Here is a 16,728-nt window from a genome sequence, read left to right on the forward strand (position 1 = left end):
GACGGTAACCCAGGTGGCGGCCGTCCACCGGGATGTCGGTCGGCGCGGTGAGCTGGTCGGCGGTGAGCAGCCTCACCCCGCCGCCGGGCGGCGTCCGCCCGGCGGTTCGCCACGATCCGCCGGTTCCAGGCATTGGGTACGCGACGCGCAGCCGATAGCCTCAGGAGGTGGAATCAGTGCAGCCCCCCGCCGGTTCCCAGGTGTCCCGAGTACCGGCGCAGCGAACCCCGCCGGAGCAGTTGGCGCCCCCCGCGCCCGCTCCCGCCCCGGTACGCCCCAAGCGCCCGGTGCGCACAGTGCTCGCTGTCGTCGCCGGGGTGCTGGCGTTGCTGTGCACCGTCGGAGCGGTGGTCGGATTCGTGCTGTACGACCGCGCGACCGCCCCGGACCGCGGTTCTCCCGAGGTCGTAGTAGCGAGTTACATCCAGTACTCCGTTGCCCAACGAAATGACGTGAAGGCTGCGGAGTTCGAGTGCCGCAACGAAGCGGACCTTGACGGTCTCCGATCACTACGGGATGACCTTGTCGCACGAGAGCGACGTTTCAATACAACGATCTCCGTTAGCTGGGAGAACCTCAGCGTTGAGCAGACGGGGGACAAGGCTCAAGTGCGTGTGGACCTTGTGCTCTCAGCGGTCGTGGATGACATTCGCCAGAGTGATCGTCAGACCTGGATTTTCGAGACAAAGCGCCAGGACGGCTGGGGCGTCTGCTCGGCGCAGCGCGCCGACTGACTTGCGGTTATTCCAGCCAGAGCAGGTGCACCGGCACCTCCAACGTGGTCGGTGCCTGCCCACGCCAGGCCCACCGGTACCACTCCAGCTCCGGGGCGACCCGCACGCAGATGTCGCCGTCCGCGCCGGAGTAGGTCTCGGTGACGGCGCGCAGGTCGCGCCGCTCCACGCCGTTGTCCACGTGCACCACGCGCCGCCCGGTCACCGCGTCGGCCTCGAACACCGGCGTGGGCGGCCGGCGTTCCGGCACATCAAGCGAGACCAGCCGGAGGCCCCCGCCGATCGTGCCGGCCACCGGCCGCCGCTCGCCGATGGTCTCCACCCAGACCCGTTCCACGGGCACCAGCGGCGCGAACACCTCCACCTGCTCGGCCTCGGCGCGGTACCACTCGTGTTCCGGGATCACTGGCACGTAGGTGCGGCTGCCCTGCACCACCCGCTCGTCGGCCCGCAGGTCGCCGCGCCAGCCGAGGCCGGGCAGGCCGACCAGCACGCGGCGTCCGCGCAGCTCGGCCCCGCCGGCCGCGGGCACGGTCTCCACCGGCCGGGGCGGCAGCGGCGCCCAGTCCGGGCGGTCGGCGAACGGGTCGGGCAGGGGATTGCTCATCCGCCCGGCCTCACCCGGTCTCACCGAGGGGTGCGCCCCGCTTACGCATGAAGGGCACCGGGTTCTCCGCCCCGTTGCTGGACCGGTCACCGTTGTGGTGCACCTCGAAGTGCAGGTGCGGGCCGGAGGAATTGCCGCTGCTGCCGGAGACCCCGATGACCTCGCCCGCCGCGACTGCCTGGCCCGGCACCACGCGGGGTCGTTCGACCATGTGGCAGTAGCGGGTGATGAACCCGCCGGCGTGCAGGATGTCCACGAACCATCCGCAGCCGCCCTTGTCCGGCCAGCCGTCCCGGTCGCAGTCCCGCCGTCCGGAATTGTCGGGGTCGCAGCGGGCCACCAGCACCCGGCCCGCCGACGCGGCGTGGATCGGGGTGCCCTTGGCCGCGGCCAGGTCCACACCCTGGTGGCTGGGACGGGCGGTGGTGCGGAAGCCGGAGACCACGCCGCCGGGCAGCGGGGCGGTCCAGCCGGAGGCGGCGATCCGGTCTCCGGCGGCGGCGTCGCACACCGCCTTGCCGGCGATCTCGACGGTGCGGGCGGCGCCTCCGGCGAGTTCGTCGACGATGCGTCCGGCCAACTCCTCGTGCTTGGCGTAGGCGTCGGGGTAGGCGCTGACCTGGACCTGCTGGGCCACGACCGTGAGCGGGCGCTGCTGCCAGTTCGGCACCTTCTCCATCTTCTGGTAGAACTTGCGGGCCGCGTACGAGGGCGTCATCCGCTGCTCGACGCTGCCCCACCCGGGCCGCTGCTGGAACAGGCCGAGCGAGTCGTGGTCGGCGCCCACTCCCTCGTGTGGCAGCGCGAGCGACGCCGGGACGGTGGTGTTGGCGAGGTTGCGCAGCGCTGATTCCTGCATCGCGGTGGCCAGCGCGATCACCCAGCCGCGGGCAGGGAGTTTCATGTCCTGGCCGACCTTGATGATGACCGCGGCGTTGCGTAGCTGGCGCTCGCCGTACTCGGCGAGGCGCGGCATGTCCCCGGTCAGGTTCACCTGGTAGGCCGGGTCGCAGTTCAGGGCCGCGAGCTTCGGGTCGTCCTCGTCGCCGCCCAGTTCGGTGAGGAGGAAGGCGCCGGCGCCACCGACGCAGCAGAGCAGGGCGAGCACGCTCGTCACGGCGGCGGCGACCACGCCGAGGCGCAGCTTCCGGCGGACCTCTCCGGCGGCCGGGCCGGCGGTCACGACCGCTCCCAGTCGACCGCGTCCACCAGCCAGGGCCCGTCCGGTGCGACGAGTTCGAGCCGGAGCGTGCCGTTGTCGAGCGGAACCAGCGCCTCCACGAAGGACTCGGTGCGGGGCCGGAGCGTCGGGGCGCCTGTCACCTTCCGCGCGGGCACCGTCTCCGGGTCGGCGCCCGTCATCTTCTCGACCAGCGCCGGGGTGGACAGTGGCCGCAGGCGGGCCTGCCAGGCGTCGCCGCTGCTGCCCGGCCCGCTCAGCCACGCCGTGGTGAACCGCCCGGCTATCTGCTCCGGGGTGGCCTCGCCCGGCCGGACCTTGGGTGCGACAGCGGCGGGCGGGCTGGACAGCACGCCGTCGTCACCGACCGCCGGGTCGGCCGTGCTGACCGGCTGGGTGGGGCGGCTGGTCAGACCGGGGCCGGTGTCGCCCGGCCCGGCGACCAGACGGGCCGCGCCGATCACCCCGAACACCAGCACGGCGATCACCAGGGCGACACCGATCCGGGACCGGAGAACCCGGGTGAAGAGGAATTCCAGCGCCCGCCGCACCGGACTCACCGGGCCTCGGAGCGGATGCGCGGCGCCGGCCGGGCCGGGGAGGTGCCGCGGCCCGCCGAGTCCGGCCGGTAGACGGCGTAGGAGGGTGACTCCTCCGGCACGTCCGGCTCGGTCCAGGTCGACGGCGCGCGTCGAGGCCGGGGCGTGGCGGTGGGACGCCCGCCCGGTCGCCCGGTCGCGGGCGGCTCCTCCGGCCGTTCCCGTCCGTCCGGCCGTTCCCGTCCGTCCGGCCGTTCCCGCTCGGCGGGTGTGGCGCTGTGCGCCGGATCCTCGTGCCGGGCCTCCGGCCGGAGGCTGCGCTGGTCGGCCGTGACGGTGCGGCGCTTGCCGATCGCCGGCTCGTTGGTGCCGCCGGGCTCGGCCACGTCCAGCCGGGCGGCGATACGCATGTCCCGAAAGAACCGGCGGTGCCAGGACCCGGCCGAGCTGACCGCCTCGCTGCTGTCCTTGCCGCCGAGCTGGGTGATCCGGCGGTACGGGCGCAGCAGCAACCAGCCGACCACCCCGCAGAGCCAGACCAGGACCACCTGGAGCCAGCCGGGCAGCGTGGCGGTGTTCATGATCAGGTCGACGGCGAAGAGGTAGATGGCCGCGCCGGTGCCGAAGATGGCGATGTTGAAGACGGCGGCGACCACCGCGTTCGCCAGCCGCCGGAGGCCGGCACTGGCCGGGCGCATCAGGCCGACAGTGCCGAGGATCGGCGCGGCGATCACCGCCCAGCGGAAGATCAGGAAGCCGAGCAGCACCAGCAGCGACGCGGTGAGGTCGAACATGGCGAACAGCACCGAGGCCAGCACCGCGATGAATCCGGCACCGATCCGGTCCATGTCCCGGGTGCCCTGAAGGTACTCGTACGCCTCCGGATCCTCGGTCTTGATCTGCTCGGCTACCTTGGCCCACTGCTGCTGCTTGCCCTTGATGACGACATCGCGGGTGGCCGGCTTGGACCGGATAGCCTCCGCCTCGCCCCAGGTCAGAGATTTGGCATCGTAGAGGGCAGGGCCGTACTTCTTCGCGGTCTCGCTGTCCGCCGAGCCGAGCACACCGCGTAGCCAGTTGCGGTAGAGCATCGTCTCGGTCGCCGTGTCGCTGGCGCGCACGGCGGGTGGCCGCTTGTCGACACAGGCGCTCGGGTTCGGCAGCGCGCACTTGTCCGGCGGGACGGTCTTGGATGAGGGGCCGACCGCGTCGTGCACCACGCCCAGCGTGGTGATCAGTGTGCTGTCGGCGATGTTCGCGGACTTGACCGGCCAGGCGGCCAGCGCGGTCACCGCCACCATCACCAGCAGCGCCCAGCCGGCCGTGGTCATCGCGTTGCTCATGTCCGACTGGCGGGACCGCCAGAGCAGGTAGAGACCGACCACGCAGACGGTGATGATGCCGAAGACGCTGAACACCTTCTGGTAGACGGCCTTCGTGGCCTGATCCACCAGCGGATCGGCCCAACTCCACATCGTCCGCGGATCCCAGGCGCGCTCGCGCAGCGCGTTGGAGGCCCCGATCACCGCGTTGGCGAACATGAACTCGCCGTTGGCGACCATCGTGGTGAAACGGTAGTCCGGATGCAGCACCGAGGAGGCGCAGCCGCCGTCGATGTCGTACGTGTTGTAGCTGTATCCCGAGTACCCGTAGCGGCTGTAGAGGCCACTCGGGCCGGGCTCCTTCGCCGAGTCGGGCCGGGACGCGAACCAGCCGGCCAGGCCCGAGTCCGGCGCGGCGGGCACCGGCGCGTTGCGGCACTCGACCTGGTCCTCGCTGACGGCCTTGAGCTTGCCGACGCAGGACCGGAAGTCCGTCTGCCACTCCTTGGTGCTGCACAGCTCGGCGCGCGCCTGGGCGACCGGCGCGGCGGCGTACGCGGGTGTCGCCGCCCCGATCACCGGCCAGGAGATCGTGGCCCCGGCGAGTACGCCGAGCGCGAGGAGGAGCGCCGCGATCCGTGCCCGGGCCCTCGCCATGTCACGCCTCCAGATCAGCCAGGACGGTCGGCAGTATCCCGGCGGCCTGGGCGGCCGCGGCGGGGGTGGTGTCCAGGTGTTCCAGCAGCCCGTCGACGTACGACACGTCGACCCGGACCTTCTGCACGCGGCCGTCGACGTCGCGCATGACGAACTCGCGGAAGCCGAGCCGGTTGGCCGACCCGCTGTCGGCCTGGGAGAGCGAGGCGAGTGTCGCCTCGTACCCGTCGTCGACAGGCACCCGCAGCAGGCGCAGCGCCTCGGAGGCGATCTCGCTGTCCTCGGCGATCCGGCCGACGAAGACGGTGGAGACGAGGTTCTGCACGTCGAGGCCGAGGATGTCCTTCGGGTTCTGCGAGGCGACCAGCGCGGCCAGGTTCCACTTGCGGGAGTCGCGGGCGAGCCGGACCAGGAACGACCGGCCGGAGCGCCAGCCCTCCATGAAGTGCGCCTCGTCGAGACCGACCAGCTTCCGGGAGGACATCGACCCGCCGTAGCAGCGGCGTACCGCGAGCCGGTGCGCGGTGTGCAGCATCGGCAGCGCCAGGGCCTCCTCAGCCGACCAGTACTCCCGCTCGATCTTGAGGTCGGGGAGCCGCAGGCCGGCCATGGTGATGACGGTGAGCGCGGCGTCGGCGCCGAGCAGCCCTTCCGGCGGCCGGCCGAAGAAGAGCATGGCCAGCGGCATCTCGGCGGTGTCGAGCAGCAGGTGGGCCAGCTCGCGGCCGGCGTCGTCGTCGAGCCCTTGCAGGCAGGTGACCACGTCGTCGAGCGTGGAGGTCTCCTCGGCGGGCACCTGGCGTACGGCGTGCCGGAACAGCGTGGCGGTGGACGCCTCCCGGGCCACCTGCGGCGGCACCAGCATCATGCAGATGTCCTGCACCAGCATCCGGCGCTCGGCGCGGGCGTTCGACACGGCGATCTCGAACTCGCGGTCGCCCGCCGCGCCGCCGGCGAACTCGCTGCGCAGTGGCGTCGGGATCAGCGCGTACGGCGCCAGCGTGCCCTGCTCCGAGCCGGTCAGGTTGAGCACCCGGGAGTACGGGGCCAGCTCGGGCATGGCGCAGAGCCGGGCCAGCGGGCCGGACGGGTCGAGCAGCGTCACCTGCACGCCACGGCGCGCGGCCAGGTAGCCGAGCGCGCCGAGCAGCGTCGACTTGCCACCACCGGGCTCGGCGACGAAGACGGCGAGGCCGGAGCGCTCGCGTACCTCCATCGGGAAGTGCAGGTCGAGGAAGACCGGCCGGCGGCAGGTGCCGGCGGTGCGCCCGATCAGGTCGCCGCGCCGGTCGCCGACGGTGGACGCGGCCTGCGGCAGCGCGGCGGCGAGCAGGTTGACGGGCATCCGCCGGACGTAGCCGGTGTTGGCGATCGGCTCGCCGGGGATGAACTCGCGGGCCAGCCAGTCCTGGTTCTTCGGGTGCTGGAGCGAGATCCGCAGCTCGCGGGAGTAGAGCTGGATGAGCCGCCGGGCCCTCTCCAGGCACTCCTCCCGGGTCCGGCCGCCGACCGCGACCCGGTGCCAGCCGTGTGCCCGGGCCGAGTCGACGGGCAGACCGGTGGTCATCTCGTCGCCGATCACCAGCGCGCGCTTGGCCAGTCGTTCCAGCTCCGGTGGCGCGTCGATGCCGTGCTCGGCGTAGTCGAGCTGCTGGGAGCGGATCATCCGGAGGCGGTGTTCGAGGTTCCGGAAGGAGTCGTTGGGGCCGAGGATGTCGACCCGGGTGGACAGCTCCATCGGCCACGGCAGCCGCTCGTGGAAGTGCAGCCAGGGCTCGTGCCGCTCGGGGATCTCCAGCGGCTCCATCCGGCCGACAGCGAGCACCGCGACGTGGCGCTCCTCGCCGGTCATCCGGTTGACCAGCTTCACTGTCGAGCCGTACGGGGTGCGGTAGCGCTCGACCTGCTCGGTGAGGGCCAGCAGGTCGCCGCGTTCCCACCGGCCGTTCGTGATGGGGGAGAGCACGCCGGGCGGTGCCATGCACAGCGCCACCGAGCGGTAGAGCAGCCATTCCAGCTCGGGCGCGCTGACCCGCCGCCCGCGCATGCCGAACGCGCCGAGGACCTCGTCGAACTGCTCGACGGTACGGCTCAGCCGGCGCCGTTCGCCGTCGGCGGTGCCCCGGCCGAACGTACGCAGCAGTCGCTCGGTGAGCGAGTCGCCGAGTGACCGGCGGGCGAACGTGACACCGAGGTAGGTCTGGCCCTCGGCGTGGTTGACCGCCATCAGGTGCCGTTGGGCGGCGACCAGGTGGTCGGCCCAGCCGGTGGTGCCCGGCACGTCGGGCAGCGGTGCGGCGGTGTGCGCGTCGATGGTGCGGGCCCACTCGTCGGCCGGGAAGGGCCGGGTGGTCCGGCGCAGGTGCAGCCGGAACCCGGCGAGGCCGGCGTACTGCTCGGAGATCGCCGAGAGCAGCGCCTCGCGTTCCGCGTCCGGCCGGAACGCCCACCGCACCTCGGGCAGCCAGTACCAGGCGGTGACCGTGTTGGGGGTGAAGGTGAGGTGGCCGGCGATCTCGGTGATGGCCAGCTCGACCGACGGGTCCCGGTCGCCGAACTTGATCTTCGGGGCGCGGACCCGGGCCGGTTTGGCCGGCCGGTTGCGGCGTTCCGGCGTGCGTTGCCGGGGTGGCGTCACCTCGCGGTGCGCCGGACGACCCACCTCGCGTGACGGTGCCGCGCCGGCCGCGATCGTCTCCGCCGGGGCGAGGTCCGCTTCCCGGTACTCGGCCGGGGCGGGCACGGGTGGCGCGGGGATCTGCGGGGGCGGCGGCAGCGCCGGCTCCGGTTCGGCCGGGGGCCGGAGCACGGGCAGCCGGTCACCGGCCTGCTGCGGCACCCGGCTCCGGGAGGGCGGCGGCGGCGCGAGCACGGCGGGCGGTTCGGGCAGGGACGGCTCGACCGGTAGCGGCGCGGCGTGTGCGGGCTCGGGCCGGGGGCGAAGGACCGCGCGTACCCCGGGGGTCTGCTCGCGGACTGGTGGCTCCGGTGCGGCCCGGGGCGCCGGCTCGACCGGCACGGCGGGCTGGTGCGGGATCGGCAGGGGCTCGCGGCCGACGCCGCGGCGTGGTGGTGCCACCACCGGCTCGACCGGCGTGGGCGGCGCGGACGCGGCGGGTCGCCGCCGGGGCTGCGCGCCGCCGAACAGGTCGAGGAAGGGCGAGTCGATGTCGCCGTCGGGGCGTACCGGCTCACGCGGGGTGATCGGGCGTGGCGGCTGGAAGACACCGACGCGGCCGTGCCCGGGGCTGGTGACGAGCGCGCTGTCCAGGACCACCTCGTCCAGATCCTCGTCCGGCGGGTAGTCGAGTGATCGCGCACGGTTACCGTTGGGCCCGGCCGGGCGCCCGGCCGGGGAACCCGGCGTGGAAGAGCGACTCATGCGACCGCCTCACCCGCGTCGTTCGTCTGCACGGTTGTCGTACGCCCAGTCATGCCAGTTCCTCCCGGATCCTGATCCGGCTCGCGACGAGCCGCGGATCCCGCTGCTCGGTGGCCGGTTCCCGGGTGCGTCGCCAGTCGGTCAGCGCGGTCCGGATGACCATGCGCGCGGGCCGGTCCGGGTCGACGTACCGGAAGATGAACGAGGTCGTCACGATCGCCAGCGAGATCTCCCAGGCGGGGAACAGCTCGACTTGGAGCGTGAGCAACCAGTGGATGAACATGTAGAGGGGTACGAGCAGCATGAACAGGCCGTACTGGGCGTACGGCAGGTGGACGGGAAGGGTGTACCCGGGCGGCCCCAGGTAGACGAGGCGTGCCCGGTAGATGTCGTCGTCGGTGCGCAGCCGCATCGTCGCCCGCGCCTATTCGAAGATCAGGTTGATCAGGTAGTCGCCGACGAAGAAGAGTGTTGCCGCCCCGGCGATGAAGGCCAGGCCGATGATGGCGATGGCCGAGCTGGTCAGGACCTTGGAGATCTCACCCCGGCTGGCCCGGCCGATGAAGATCACCCCGAGGACGGCCAGCAGGATCGGCGCGACCTTGCTGGCGAAGAAGGTGACGACGTTGTCGGTGTCGATGCCCTTCGGGGCCGGCTCGGCGAGTGGAGTCGACGCCAGGGTGTGGAGCGCGTGGTCCACGGCACTGGACGCCGTTGCCATGAGCTCGATGGCGATCACTGGAAAACCTCCCCAAGGTCGCGGCCGGCGGCGCCGCGTTGGTGCAAGTAGGCAAGCCTGGCGGGATGGTGCTCGTCAGAGACAGCGCCGTCAACGCTGAGTCCGTCACCCATCACGTAGAGTGGTGAGTTTTGGGGGGATTCTTCCCGCTTCGGCCCTCCCTCCAGGCTTCGCCATCTCCATGCTGGGCAATTCCAAAGCGTACGGCCCGCCCACCATTGCGACAAGCCGCGAAGACTCGACCTCCGAAGGCCCGGATGTCCGATCGTACACCTGTTCCAATGCGCACGTCAGGGGTGCCACGTTCCGCGTTCGCCCGGTGGCCGGAAGCCCTGGCGGCGAACGGTACTGTCGGGCCGTGACCGATCTGGTACGGGCGGAGAACCCGGTGGTGATGGGCGTCCTCAACGTCACGCCCGACTCCTTCTCCGACGGCGGCAGATACGCCGATCTGGACGCGGCCGTCGCACACGGGGTGCGACTGCGCGGCGACGGCGCGGACCTGATCGACGTGGGCGGCGAGTCCACCCGGCCCGGCGCCGACCGGGTCGACCCGGAGACGGAGACCGCCCGGGTGCTGCCGGTGGTCCGCGAGCTGAGCGCCGCCGACATCCTCGTCAGCATCGACACCAGCCGCGCCCGGGTCGCCGAGGCGGTGCTCGCCGCCGGCGCGTACGCGGTCAACGACGTCTCCGGCGGCCTCGCCGATCCGGACATGGCCCGGGTGGTCCGCGACGCGGGCTGCCCCTGGGTGCTCATGCACTGGCGGGGGCACTCCCGAGGGATGCGCGAGCTGGCCACGTACACCGACGTGGTGGCCGACGTCCGGGACGAGCTGAGCCGCCGCGTCGACGCCGCGCTCGCCGCCGGGGTGGCCGCCGACCGGATCATCGTCGACCCGGGCCTGGGCTTCGCCAAGACCGCCGCGCACAACTGGGCGCTCAGCGCCCGCCTTCCCGAGCTGGTCGAGCTGGGCTTCCCGGTGCTGTTCGGGGCCAGCCGCAAGTCCTACCTGGGCCGGCTGCTCGCCGACCCGGCGGGCGAACCCCGGCCCACCGCCGGACGGGAGGCCGCGACCGTCGCCACGAGCGTGCTCGCCGTCGCGGCCGGCGCCTGGGGGGTACGCGTGCACGACGTCCGCGGCACCGCCGACGCGCTCGCCGTCTGGCGGGCCACCGGCAGCCCTCGGCTCGCCACCGCGACCGGCACCCGGCGTGCGACAGCGTGGCGGACCGAAACGGCCACGGGCGGCACGCGGCCGGCCGAAACGGCCACCGGCCCGAGCGGAGGCGACAGGTGACCGACCGGATCGAGCTGACCGGCCTGCGCGCGCACGGCCGACACGGCGTCTACGACTTCGAGCGCGCGCAGGGGCAGGAGTTCGTGGTCGACGCGGTGCTCGAACTGGACCTCGGCCCGGCCGCCGGATCGGACCAGGTGACCGACACCGTGCACTACGGCGAGCTGGCCGACCGTCTGGTCGCGGTCATCACCGGTGAGCCGGTGAACCTGATCGAGACACTCGCCGACCGGCTGCTCGCGGTCTGCCTGGCCGAGCCGCTGGTGGACGCCGCGACGGTGACCGTGCACAAGCCCGAGGCCCCGATCCCGCACGCCTTCCGGGACGTGGCCGTCACGATGCGGCGTACCAGGTGACCCGGGCCGTGCTGTCGATCGGCAGCAACCTGGGCGACCGCCTCGGCCACCTGCGTGGCGCGGTGGCCGCGCTCGGCGACCGGGTGCTGCTGGCCTCCGGCGTCTACGAGACTCCACCGTGGGGGGACGCCGACCAGCCCGCGTACCTGAACGCGGTGGTGATGGTCGCGGACCCGGCGGCGGCGCCGGAGGACTGGCTGGCCCGCGCCCGGGCCGCGGAGGCGGCGGCCGGGCGCGACCGCGACCCGCGACGACGGTACGGGCCGCGCACGCTGGACGTGGACGTGATCGCGGTCTGGGACGACGCCGGCGAGCCGGTGCTCCGCGAGGACCCCGAGCTGACCGTGCCGCACCCCCGGGCCCACCTGCGCGCCTTCGTGCTGCGCCCGTGGATCGACATCGAGCCGCACGGCCGGCTGCCCGGGCACGGCTGGCTGACCGACCTGCTCAACGCCGAGCCGCTGGCCGGGGACGCCCTGGAACTGAGCCCTCGGCCCGATCTGACGCTAGAGTCGGAAACATGACCCGCTGGAGTGCGGCCCCGCCGTCGCGAGCCGAGGAGGCGCGGTGAGCACCGCGCGCTCCCCGCAGGGGCCCGACCGCTTCCGGATGGGTCCGACCCGGGCCTCCACCCTGGTGGTGGCCGGCCTGGCCGCCGCCGCGGTGGCCTGGCTGCTGATCAGCGGCTTCTACTACGACTTCGCGCCCGACCTGCCCTGGCTGCCGGTGATCACGCTGGCCGGGCTGGCCGTGCTGGAGGGCTACGCGGCGGTCAACACCCGGGGCCGGATCGAGCGGCGGCCCGGCCGGGAGCCGGTGAACCCGCTGCTGGTGGCCCGGTTCGTGGTGCTGGCCAAGGCGTCCGCGCTGGCCGGTGCCATCTTCGCCGGCTTCTACGCCGGGCTGACCGGCTGGCTGTTCGTGGAGCGCACGAACGCGGCGGTGGGCGACCGGCCCGCCGCGCTCGGCGGCCTGATCGCCGCGCTCGCGCTGGTCGCGGCCGCGCTCTGGCTGGAACGCTCCTGCCGGGTCCCGGAGCAGGAGGACGACGAGGACCGGGAGCCGGGCGACCGGGAGACGCCCCGCGGCCGTCTCTGAGGGTTCCCCCCACCCCGGCCCGGCGGTACCGTCCCTGGCGACCGGAGAGCGACGGCCGCCACCGGTCCGCCCGCCCGTGGGCCGGACGCGGCCACCTGGGGAGGCGCAAGCCAATGGCGTACGACGATGCGGGCCGGACAGCGCCGCCGGAGACGTCGTCCGGGGTGCCCGCTGCCGTGCTGGAGAACGTCTTCGACGACCCGGCGCACGGCGAGCCCGGCCGGGACCGGATCGCGGTGCACGTGCTCTGGGAGTTCGTGCTGCTGGCCGCGCTGGTCGCGATGGCCTGGCTGCTCTGGCGGGAGGACTCGGACGCGCTGCACGGCACCGCCCTGAAGACGCTGCTCGTCGACGTGGCCGCGCTCGGCCTGTTCACCCTCGGAGCCGGCCTGAGCCTGCGGGCGGGCGCGGTGAACCTGGCGGTCGGCCCGGTCGCGCTGGCCTCCGCGCTGCACTTCGCCGAGCAGGGCGACCGGGGCGTGCGGGAGGCGCTGCTGCCGGCCCTCGGGGTGGCGGCGGCGGCCGGGCTGGCGCTCGCCCTGGCCGTCGTGGTGCTGCACGTGCCCGGCTGGGCGGCGAGCCTGGCCGGGGCGGCCGGCGTGATCGTCTACCTGGAACGGCGGACCGGTCCGATCACCGTGCAGGGGGACTACGACCCCCGCCGCAGCGCGCTGTACTTCTTCGTCGGCTTCGCCGCGGTGGCCGTCCTCGGCGGCCTGTTCGCCGCGATGAAGCCGGTACGCCGGCTGATCGGCCGGTTCCGGCCGGTCGCCGACCCGGCCCGGCGGCGCGGCGCGGTGGCCGCCACGGTGACCGCGCTGGCGCTCGTCGGGTCCACCGTGCTGGCGATGCTCGCCGGCGTGCTGATCGCGGCGAACGGGGACGGTCAGGTCGCGCCCGGCACCGGACTGGACTGGACCGTACTGGCGATCGGCACGGCGATGCTCGCTGGCACCAGCGCCTACGGGCGGCGCGGCGGCATCTTCGGCACCCTGTTCGCGGTCTGCCTGGTGGTGGTGTTCCTGGCCTGGACCGTGCCGTACGGCTGGACGATCAGCCGGTGGGCGCTCGGCGGTGCCGTGCTCGGCGTCGGCCTGCTCGTCACCCGGCTGGTCGAGACGTTCGGCCGGCCGCGACCGGCGGCATCGGTCGGGCCCGTCCCGGTCCGCTCGGCCCGGGACGGCGCGTCGAGCGGCGGCTGGACGATGACCCCGGCGCCCCAGCCGGGCGACACCTGGCCGTCGGTGCTGCCGGTACGCGAGCACGACACCCCGGTGGAGGCCTGGGAGGCCCCGCGCTGGGACAGCGAACCCCGGCGCTGGGACGCCGACGACCGCTGACCCGGCGGTGGCCGTGCGTCCCGCACGCCGGGACTGATCTCTGCGGTTAGGCTCGGCGGCATGACCGATACTCCTGCCCCCGGCGGCCGCACCTTCGACGAGCTCGACAAGCTCTCCACCGAGGAACTGCGCGAGCAGGCGTTCAACCTGGCGCGCGAGCGCCGCGACGTGGGCTTCTTCTGGTCGGTCCTGCGGCACCTGCCGAACGCCGACGAGGCCGCCGCGCTGGACGGGGCGCCGAACTCGATCGGCCCGACCATCGACGAGGCGAACGCGCTCTGGCGTGAGCTGACCGGGCACGGCTACGACGAGTCCGCGCCACTGCTGCGCGCCGCCTTCATCGACTACCTGATGAAGCACTGAGGTCGATGACGGCCCGCCGGCCGACGCCGGCCGCCCGCCTACGCAGGTTTGCCCGGCGGGACCGGCCGGGAACTGACCGTCGCATGGCTCTGAGCAACCGCCCTCGTACCGTCTCCCGGTACGGCACGGCCGCCGGCACCGGGATGCTCGCCGCGTTCCTGCTCGTCGCCGTCGGCGGCAGCCCGATGTACGTGGACTGGGCGCAGCGCGGCACCGACCCGACCGGGGCCGGTGGCTGGTTCCTGCGGCTGCTCGCCTGGCCGTCCTGGCGGTGGCAGGCCGACGAGGGCGTGTTCGCCACCAATCTGCGGGCGATCCTGCTCCTCGTGCTGGCCGCGGTGCTGCTCTACCTGTTGCCCGGCCCGCAGGTCGACCGGGTGACGTCCTCGGGCAGCCAGTTCCTCTCCGGCTGGGGCGCGTACGCGCTCGCCGCCGGGCTCAGTGCCCTGCTCGCCACGCTCCTCGGCCCGCACGGCTCGCTGTATGCCTCGTTCCAGGCGGCCAGCACCGGCGTCACGTACGGCTTCTTCGCCGGCTGGATCGTCGGCCTGGCCAGCCTCGGCGGCCGGGCCTGAGGTCAGTCCACAGCGCCCAGCGTCAGCACCCTGGTGCGGGCGAGCAGCCCCACCGCCCGGCCCTCCTCGGTGACCACGGCGTGCTCGGCGCCGGAGGTGAGCAGCGCGCCGAGCGCGTCGTACGCCGAGTCGCCGAGCGCCACGGTGGGCAGGCCGGCGCCGCCGTCGGCCGGGAGCGGGTCGAGCACCGCGTGGGTCACCGGGGTGACAGCGAGCCGCCGGATGCCCCGGTCGGCGCCGACGAACTCGCGGACGAAGTCCGAGGCGGGCGAGCCGAGCAGCGCGGCGGGCGTGTCGTACTGCTCCAGCCGGCCGCCCTCGGAGAGCACCGCGATCCGGTCGCCCAGCCGGACCGCCTCGTCGAGGTCGTGGGTGACCAGCACGATCGTCTTGCGTACCTCGGCCTGCAACCGCAGGAACTCCTCCTGCAGGCGGGCCCGGACGATCGGGTCCACCGCCGAGAACGGCTCGTCCATCAGCAGCACCACCGGATCGGCGGCCAGCGCCCGGGCTACGCCGACGCGCTGCCGCTGCCCGCCGGAGAGCTCGTGCGGGTACCGCCGGCCGAACTGCGCCGGGTCGAGACCGACGAGTTCCAGCAGCTCGCCGACCCGGGCCCGGGTCCGTTGCTTCGGCCAGCCGAGCAGCCCCGGCACGGTCGCCACGTTCGCGGCGACGGTCTGGTGCGGGAAGAGGCCGACGTTCTGGATGACGTAGCCGATGCGGCGGCGCAGCGCCACCGGATCGACCCGGGTGACGTCGTCGTCGCCGAGCAGGATCCGCCCGTCGGTCGGCTCGATCAGCCGGTTGACCATCCGCAGCACCGTCGACTTGCCGCAGCCGGACGGGCCGATCAGCACCACCAGCTCACCGGCGGTGACCTGCAGGCTCAGCTCGCGTACCGCCTCGGTGCCGTCCGGGTAGCGCTTGCGGATGCGCTCCAGCGTGATCGACGCCGCGCCGCCTCCGGCGGCCCTGCCCGGGGTACCGTCCACGTGTGTCCCTCCACCTGAGCTACCGGGCCGACCCGGGTAATCCGTGGTTCTCCTGGCAGTACGTGCGGGACAACTCTGACACGATCCTGGCCGCGCTGCGGGAGCACACCTGGCTGACCGCCCGGGCCGTGGTGATCGCCGCGCTGGTGGCGCTGCCGCTCGCGGTGCTCGCGTACTGGTTCCGGTCGCTGTCGGCGCCCATCGTGGCGGTGACCGGGGTGCTCTACACCGTCCCGTCGCTGGCGTTGTTCGCGTTCCTGGCGCCATACCTGGGCATCGGCGCGATCACCGTGCTCACCGTCGTGGCGCTGTACGCGTTGCTGGTCATCGTGCGCAACGCGCTGGCCGGGCTGACCCAGGTGCCGCCGGAGGTGCGCGAGGCCGCCGAGGGCATGGGGTACGGCAGGTGGGGCCGGCTGTTCCGGATCGAGCTGCCGCTGGCGCTACCCGGCATCCTCACCGGCGTACGGCTGGCGACCGTGTCCACTGTCGCGCTCGTCACCGTCGGGGTGGTGGTCGGCCGGGGCGGGCTCGGCCAGCTCATCTTCGCGGGCTTCCAGAACAACTTCTACAAGGCGCAGATCATGACCGGCACGGTGTTGTGCGTGCTGCTGGCGCTGGTGCTCGACCTGGTGCTGGCGGGCGTGGGACGCCTGCTCACTCCCTGGCTGCGCGCAAGGTCCGCCCGGTGAACCCCGTCGAGCAGGCAGTGGTCTGGCTGAACGACCCGCTGAACTGGACCAACCCCGGCGGGGTGCTGGACCGCCTCGGCGAGCACCTCAGCATGTCCGCGCTGGCGGTGCTGCTGGGCTGCCTGGTGGCCTGGCCGATCGGGCTCTGGCTCGGGCACAGCGGCCGGGGCGGCGGGCTGGTCCTGCTGGTCTCCAACGTCACGCTGGCGATCCCGACGCTGGCGCTGCTGACCATCCTTCCGTTGACGTTCCTCGGCTTCGGCCGGCCGGCCGTGGTGGTGGCGCTCGCGGTCTTCGCGGTTCCGCCGCTGCTGGCGAACGCGTACACCGGGGTGCGGCAGGCCGACCCGGAGGCCCGGGACGCGGCCCGGGGGATGGGCCTGTCCGGCGGCCAGGTGCTGCGCCGGGTGGAGCTGCCGCTCGCGGTGCCCTACCTGGCGGCCGGCTTCCGTACCGCGGCGGTGCAGGTGGTGGCCACCGCGGCGCTCGCCTCGTTCGTCAACGGCGGCGGGCTGGGCCAGATCATCCGGGCCGGGTTCGGGCTCGACATCGCCGCCGGCGGGGGTCAGATCATCGCCGGCGGGGTGCTGGTGGCCGGGTTGGCGCTGCTCGTCGAGGGATTGCTCGCGGTGGTGGAGCGGGTGGTGACGCCGCGCCCGCTGCGCCGGGTACGCCGGCGGGCGAACCGCCGCGCGACGGCGGCGACGACCGGCGGTTGAGCCGTCGGTGACGATCGGGTGACGAAAACCGCTCCGAGTTTGTCGGTCGGGTCCGGAAGATATTGGCTGGAGTCGCGGGTGGCCGTCCGGGTCGCCCGTCGGACACGCGGCCGGCCCGACGGGTCGCGCC

Annotated in this window: 18 protein-coding genes; 10 read left to right on the top strand and 8 right to left on the bottom strand. The window is 73.5% G+C overall.

Annotation, left to right across the window (positions count from 1 at the left end; translation table 11 throughout):
• Positions 1–176: 176 nt before the first annotated feature.
• Positions 177–734: a hypothetical protein gene (locus ACFYO8_RS20000; RefSeq protein WP_357708646.1), complete on the top strand. Its 558-nt coding sequence runs from the start codon at positions 177–179 to the stop codon at positions 732–734.
• Positions 735–741: 7 nt separating this feature from the next.
• Here the strand turns inward: ACFYO8_RS20000 and ACFYO8_RS20005 are convergent, their stop codons facing one another.
• From ACFYO8_RS20005 to ACFYO8_RS20035, 7 genes are read right to left on the bottom strand one after another with little or no spacing between them, the layout of a single operon-like run.
• Entirely contained in the window at positions 742–1,341 is a 600-nt protein-coding gene (locus ACFYO8_RS20005; RefSeq protein ID WP_354868931.1) for a hypothetical protein, read from the bottom strand.
• 10 nt (positions 1,342–1,351) lie between these two features.
• The gene (locus ACFYO8_RS20010; protein WP_354868929.1) at positions 1,352–2,524 is read right to left on the bottom strand and encodes a M23 family metallopeptidase; all 1,173 of its coding nucleotides are present in this window, start codon (positions 2,522–2,524) and stop codon (positions 1,352–1,354) included.
• Positions 2,521–3,081 carry a hypothetical protein gene (locus tag ACFYO8_RS20015; RefSeq protein WP_354868927.1) on the bottom strand — a complete coding sequence of 187 codons (561 nt, stop codon included), beginning with the start codon at positions 3,079–3,081 and terminating at the stop codon, positions 2,521–2,523. The genes ACFYO8_RS20010 and ACFYO8_RS20015 overlap by 4 nt, the downstream gene beginning before the upstream one ends.
• Positions 3,078–5,039, bottom strand: coding sequence for an MFS transporter (locus ACFYO8_RS20020; protein WP_357708568.1), 1,962 nt, complete (start codon positions 5,037–5,039; stop codon positions 3,078–3,080). The genes ACFYO8_RS20015 and ACFYO8_RS20020 overlap by 4 nt, the downstream gene beginning before the upstream one ends.
• Before the next feature lies 1 nt (position 5,040).
• Positions 5,041–8,421, bottom strand: coding sequence for an ATP-binding protein (locus ACFYO8_RS20025; RefSeq protein WP_354868921.1), 3,381 nt, complete (start codon positions 8,419–8,421; stop codon positions 5,041–5,043).
• Between the two features lie 49 nt (positions 8,422–8,470).
• On the bottom strand, positions 8,471–8,833 hold the full coding sequence (locus ACFYO8_RS20030) for a hypothetical protein (protein ID WP_354868919.1): 363 nt from the start codon (positions 8,831–8,833) through the stop codon (positions 8,471–8,473).
• Positions 8,834–8,845: 12 nt separating this feature from the next.
• Positions 8,846–9,160, bottom strand: coding sequence for a hypothetical protein (locus ACFYO8_RS20035; RefSeq protein ID WP_354868917.1), 315 nt, complete (start codon positions 9,158–9,160; stop codon positions 8,846–8,848).
• A 358-nt stretch (positions 9,161–9,518) separates the two neighbouring features.
• On the opposite strand from ACFYO8_RS20035, the gene folP reads away from it, so the two are divergent.
• The 7 genes from folP to ACFYO8_RS20070 all read left to right on the top strand — a co-directional run bounded on the left by folP (position 9,519) and on the right by ACFYO8_RS20070 (position 14,192).
• Positions 9,519–10,460, top strand: coding sequence for a dihydropteroate synthase (gene folP / locus ACFYO8_RS20040; RefSeq protein ID WP_354868914.1), 942 nt, complete (start codon positions 9,519–9,521; stop codon positions 10,458–10,460).
• Positions 10,457–10,816 (top strand): dihydroneopterin aldolase, encoded by a 360-nt coding sequence (folB, locus tag ACFYO8_RS20045; protein WP_354868911.1) that lies wholly within the window; start codon positions 10,457–10,459, stop codon positions 10,814–10,816. The genes folP and folB overlap by 4 nt, the downstream gene beginning before the upstream one ends.
• Complete coding sequence (gene folK / locus ACFYO8_RS20050; protein WP_354868909.1) at positions 10,813–11,340, top strand: 2-amino-4-hydroxy-6-hydroxymethyldihydropteridine diphosphokinase; 528 nt, start codon at positions 10,813–10,815, stop codon at positions 11,338–11,340. The genes folB and folK overlap by 4 nt, the downstream gene beginning before the upstream one ends.
• Before the next feature lie 85 nt (positions 11,341–11,425).
• Entirely contained in the window at positions 11,426–11,914 is a 489-nt protein-coding gene (locus ACFYO8_RS20055) for a DUF3180 domain-containing protein (protein ID WP_120574102.1), read from the top strand.
• 113 nt (positions 11,915–12,027) lie between these two features.
• The gene (locus tag ACFYO8_RS20060) at positions 12,028–13,254 is read left to right on the top strand and encodes an ABC transporter permease (RefSeq protein WP_354868907.1); all 1,227 of its coding nucleotides are present in this window, start codon (positions 12,028–12,030) and stop codon (positions 13,252–13,254) included.
• A gap of 60 nt (positions 13,255–13,314) precedes the next feature.
• Positions 13,315–13,617 carry a hypothetical protein gene (locus ACFYO8_RS20065; protein WP_269703652.1) on the top strand — a complete coding sequence of 101 codons (303 nt, stop codon included), beginning with the start codon at positions 13,315–13,317 and terminating at the stop codon, positions 13,615–13,617.
• A gap of 83 nt (positions 13,618–13,700) precedes the next feature.
• Positions 13,701–14,192 carry a hypothetical protein gene (locus tag ACFYO8_RS20070; protein ID WP_354868904.1) on the top strand — a complete coding sequence of 164 codons (492 nt, stop codon included), beginning with the start codon at positions 13,701–13,703 and terminating at the stop codon, positions 14,190–14,192.
• A 2-nt stretch (positions 14,193–14,194) separates the two neighbouring features.
• Here ACFYO8_RS20070 and ACFYO8_RS20075 read toward each other — a convergent pair whose 3' ends face one another.
• Positions 14,195–15,187: an ATP-binding cassette domain-containing protein gene (locus tag ACFYO8_RS20075; protein ID WP_354868902.1), complete on the bottom strand. Its 993-nt coding sequence runs from the start codon at positions 15,185–15,187 to the stop codon at positions 14,195–14,197.
• Positions 15,188–15,189: 2 nt separating this feature from the next.
• On the opposite strand from ACFYO8_RS20075, the gene ACFYO8_RS20080 reads away from it, so the two are divergent.
• Positions 15,190–15,879, top strand: a complete 690-nt coding sequence (locus tag ACFYO8_RS20080) for an ABC transporter permease (RefSeq protein ID WP_354868899.1) — start codon at positions 15,190–15,192, stop codon at positions 15,877–15,879.
• The gene (locus ACFYO8_RS20085) at positions 15,876–16,598 is read left to right on the top strand and encodes an ABC transporter permease (RefSeq protein WP_091425704.1); all 723 of its coding nucleotides are present in this window, start codon (positions 15,876–15,878) and stop codon (positions 16,596–16,598) included. Before ACFYO8_RS20080 ends, ACFYO8_RS20085 begins: the two co-directional genes overlap by 4 nt.
• Positions 16,599–16,728: the final 130 nt, after the last annotated feature.

This window comes from Micromonospora sp. NPDC005257, assembly GCF_042872445.1.
Taxonomy (GTDB): domain Bacteria; phylum Actinomycetota; class Actinomycetes; order Mycobacteriales; family Micromonosporaceae; genus Micromonospora.

Bases quoted from the DNA above. Each gene is read 5' to 3' on its own strand.
- ACFYO8_RS20020 (WP_357708568.1), bottom strand. From the start codon at position 5,039: ATGGCGAGGGCCCGGGCACGGATCGCGGCGCTCCTCCTCGCGCTCGGC.
- ACFYO8_RS20055 (WP_120574102.1), top strand. From the start codon at position 11,426: ATGGGTCCGACCCGGGCCTCCACCCTGGTGGTGGCCGGCCTGGCCGCC.
- ACFYO8_RS20060 (WP_354868907.1), top strand. From the start codon at position 12,028: ATGGCGTACGACGATGCGGGCCGGACAGCGCCGCCGGAGACGTCGTCC.
- ACFYO8_RS20005 (WP_354868931.1), bottom strand. From the start codon at position 1,341: ATGAGCAATCCCCTGCCCGACCCGTTCGCCGACCGCCCGGACTGGGCG.
- ACFYO8_RS20030 (WP_354868919.1), bottom strand. From the start codon at position 8,833: ATGCGGCTGCGCACCGACGACGACATCTACCGGGCACGCCTCGTCTAC.
- ACFYO8_RS20065 (WP_269703652.1), top strand. From the start codon at position 13,315: ATGACCGATACTCCTGCCCCCGGCGGCCGCACCTTCGACGAGCTCGAC.
- ACFYO8_RS20025 (WP_354868921.1), bottom strand. From the start codon at position 8,421: ATGAGTCGCTCTTCCACGCCGGGTTCCCCGGCCGGGCGCCCGGCCGGG.
- ACFYO8_RS20070 (WP_354868904.1), top strand. From the start codon at position 13,701: ATGGCTCTGAGCAACCGCCCTCGTACCGTCTCCCGGTACGGCACGGCC.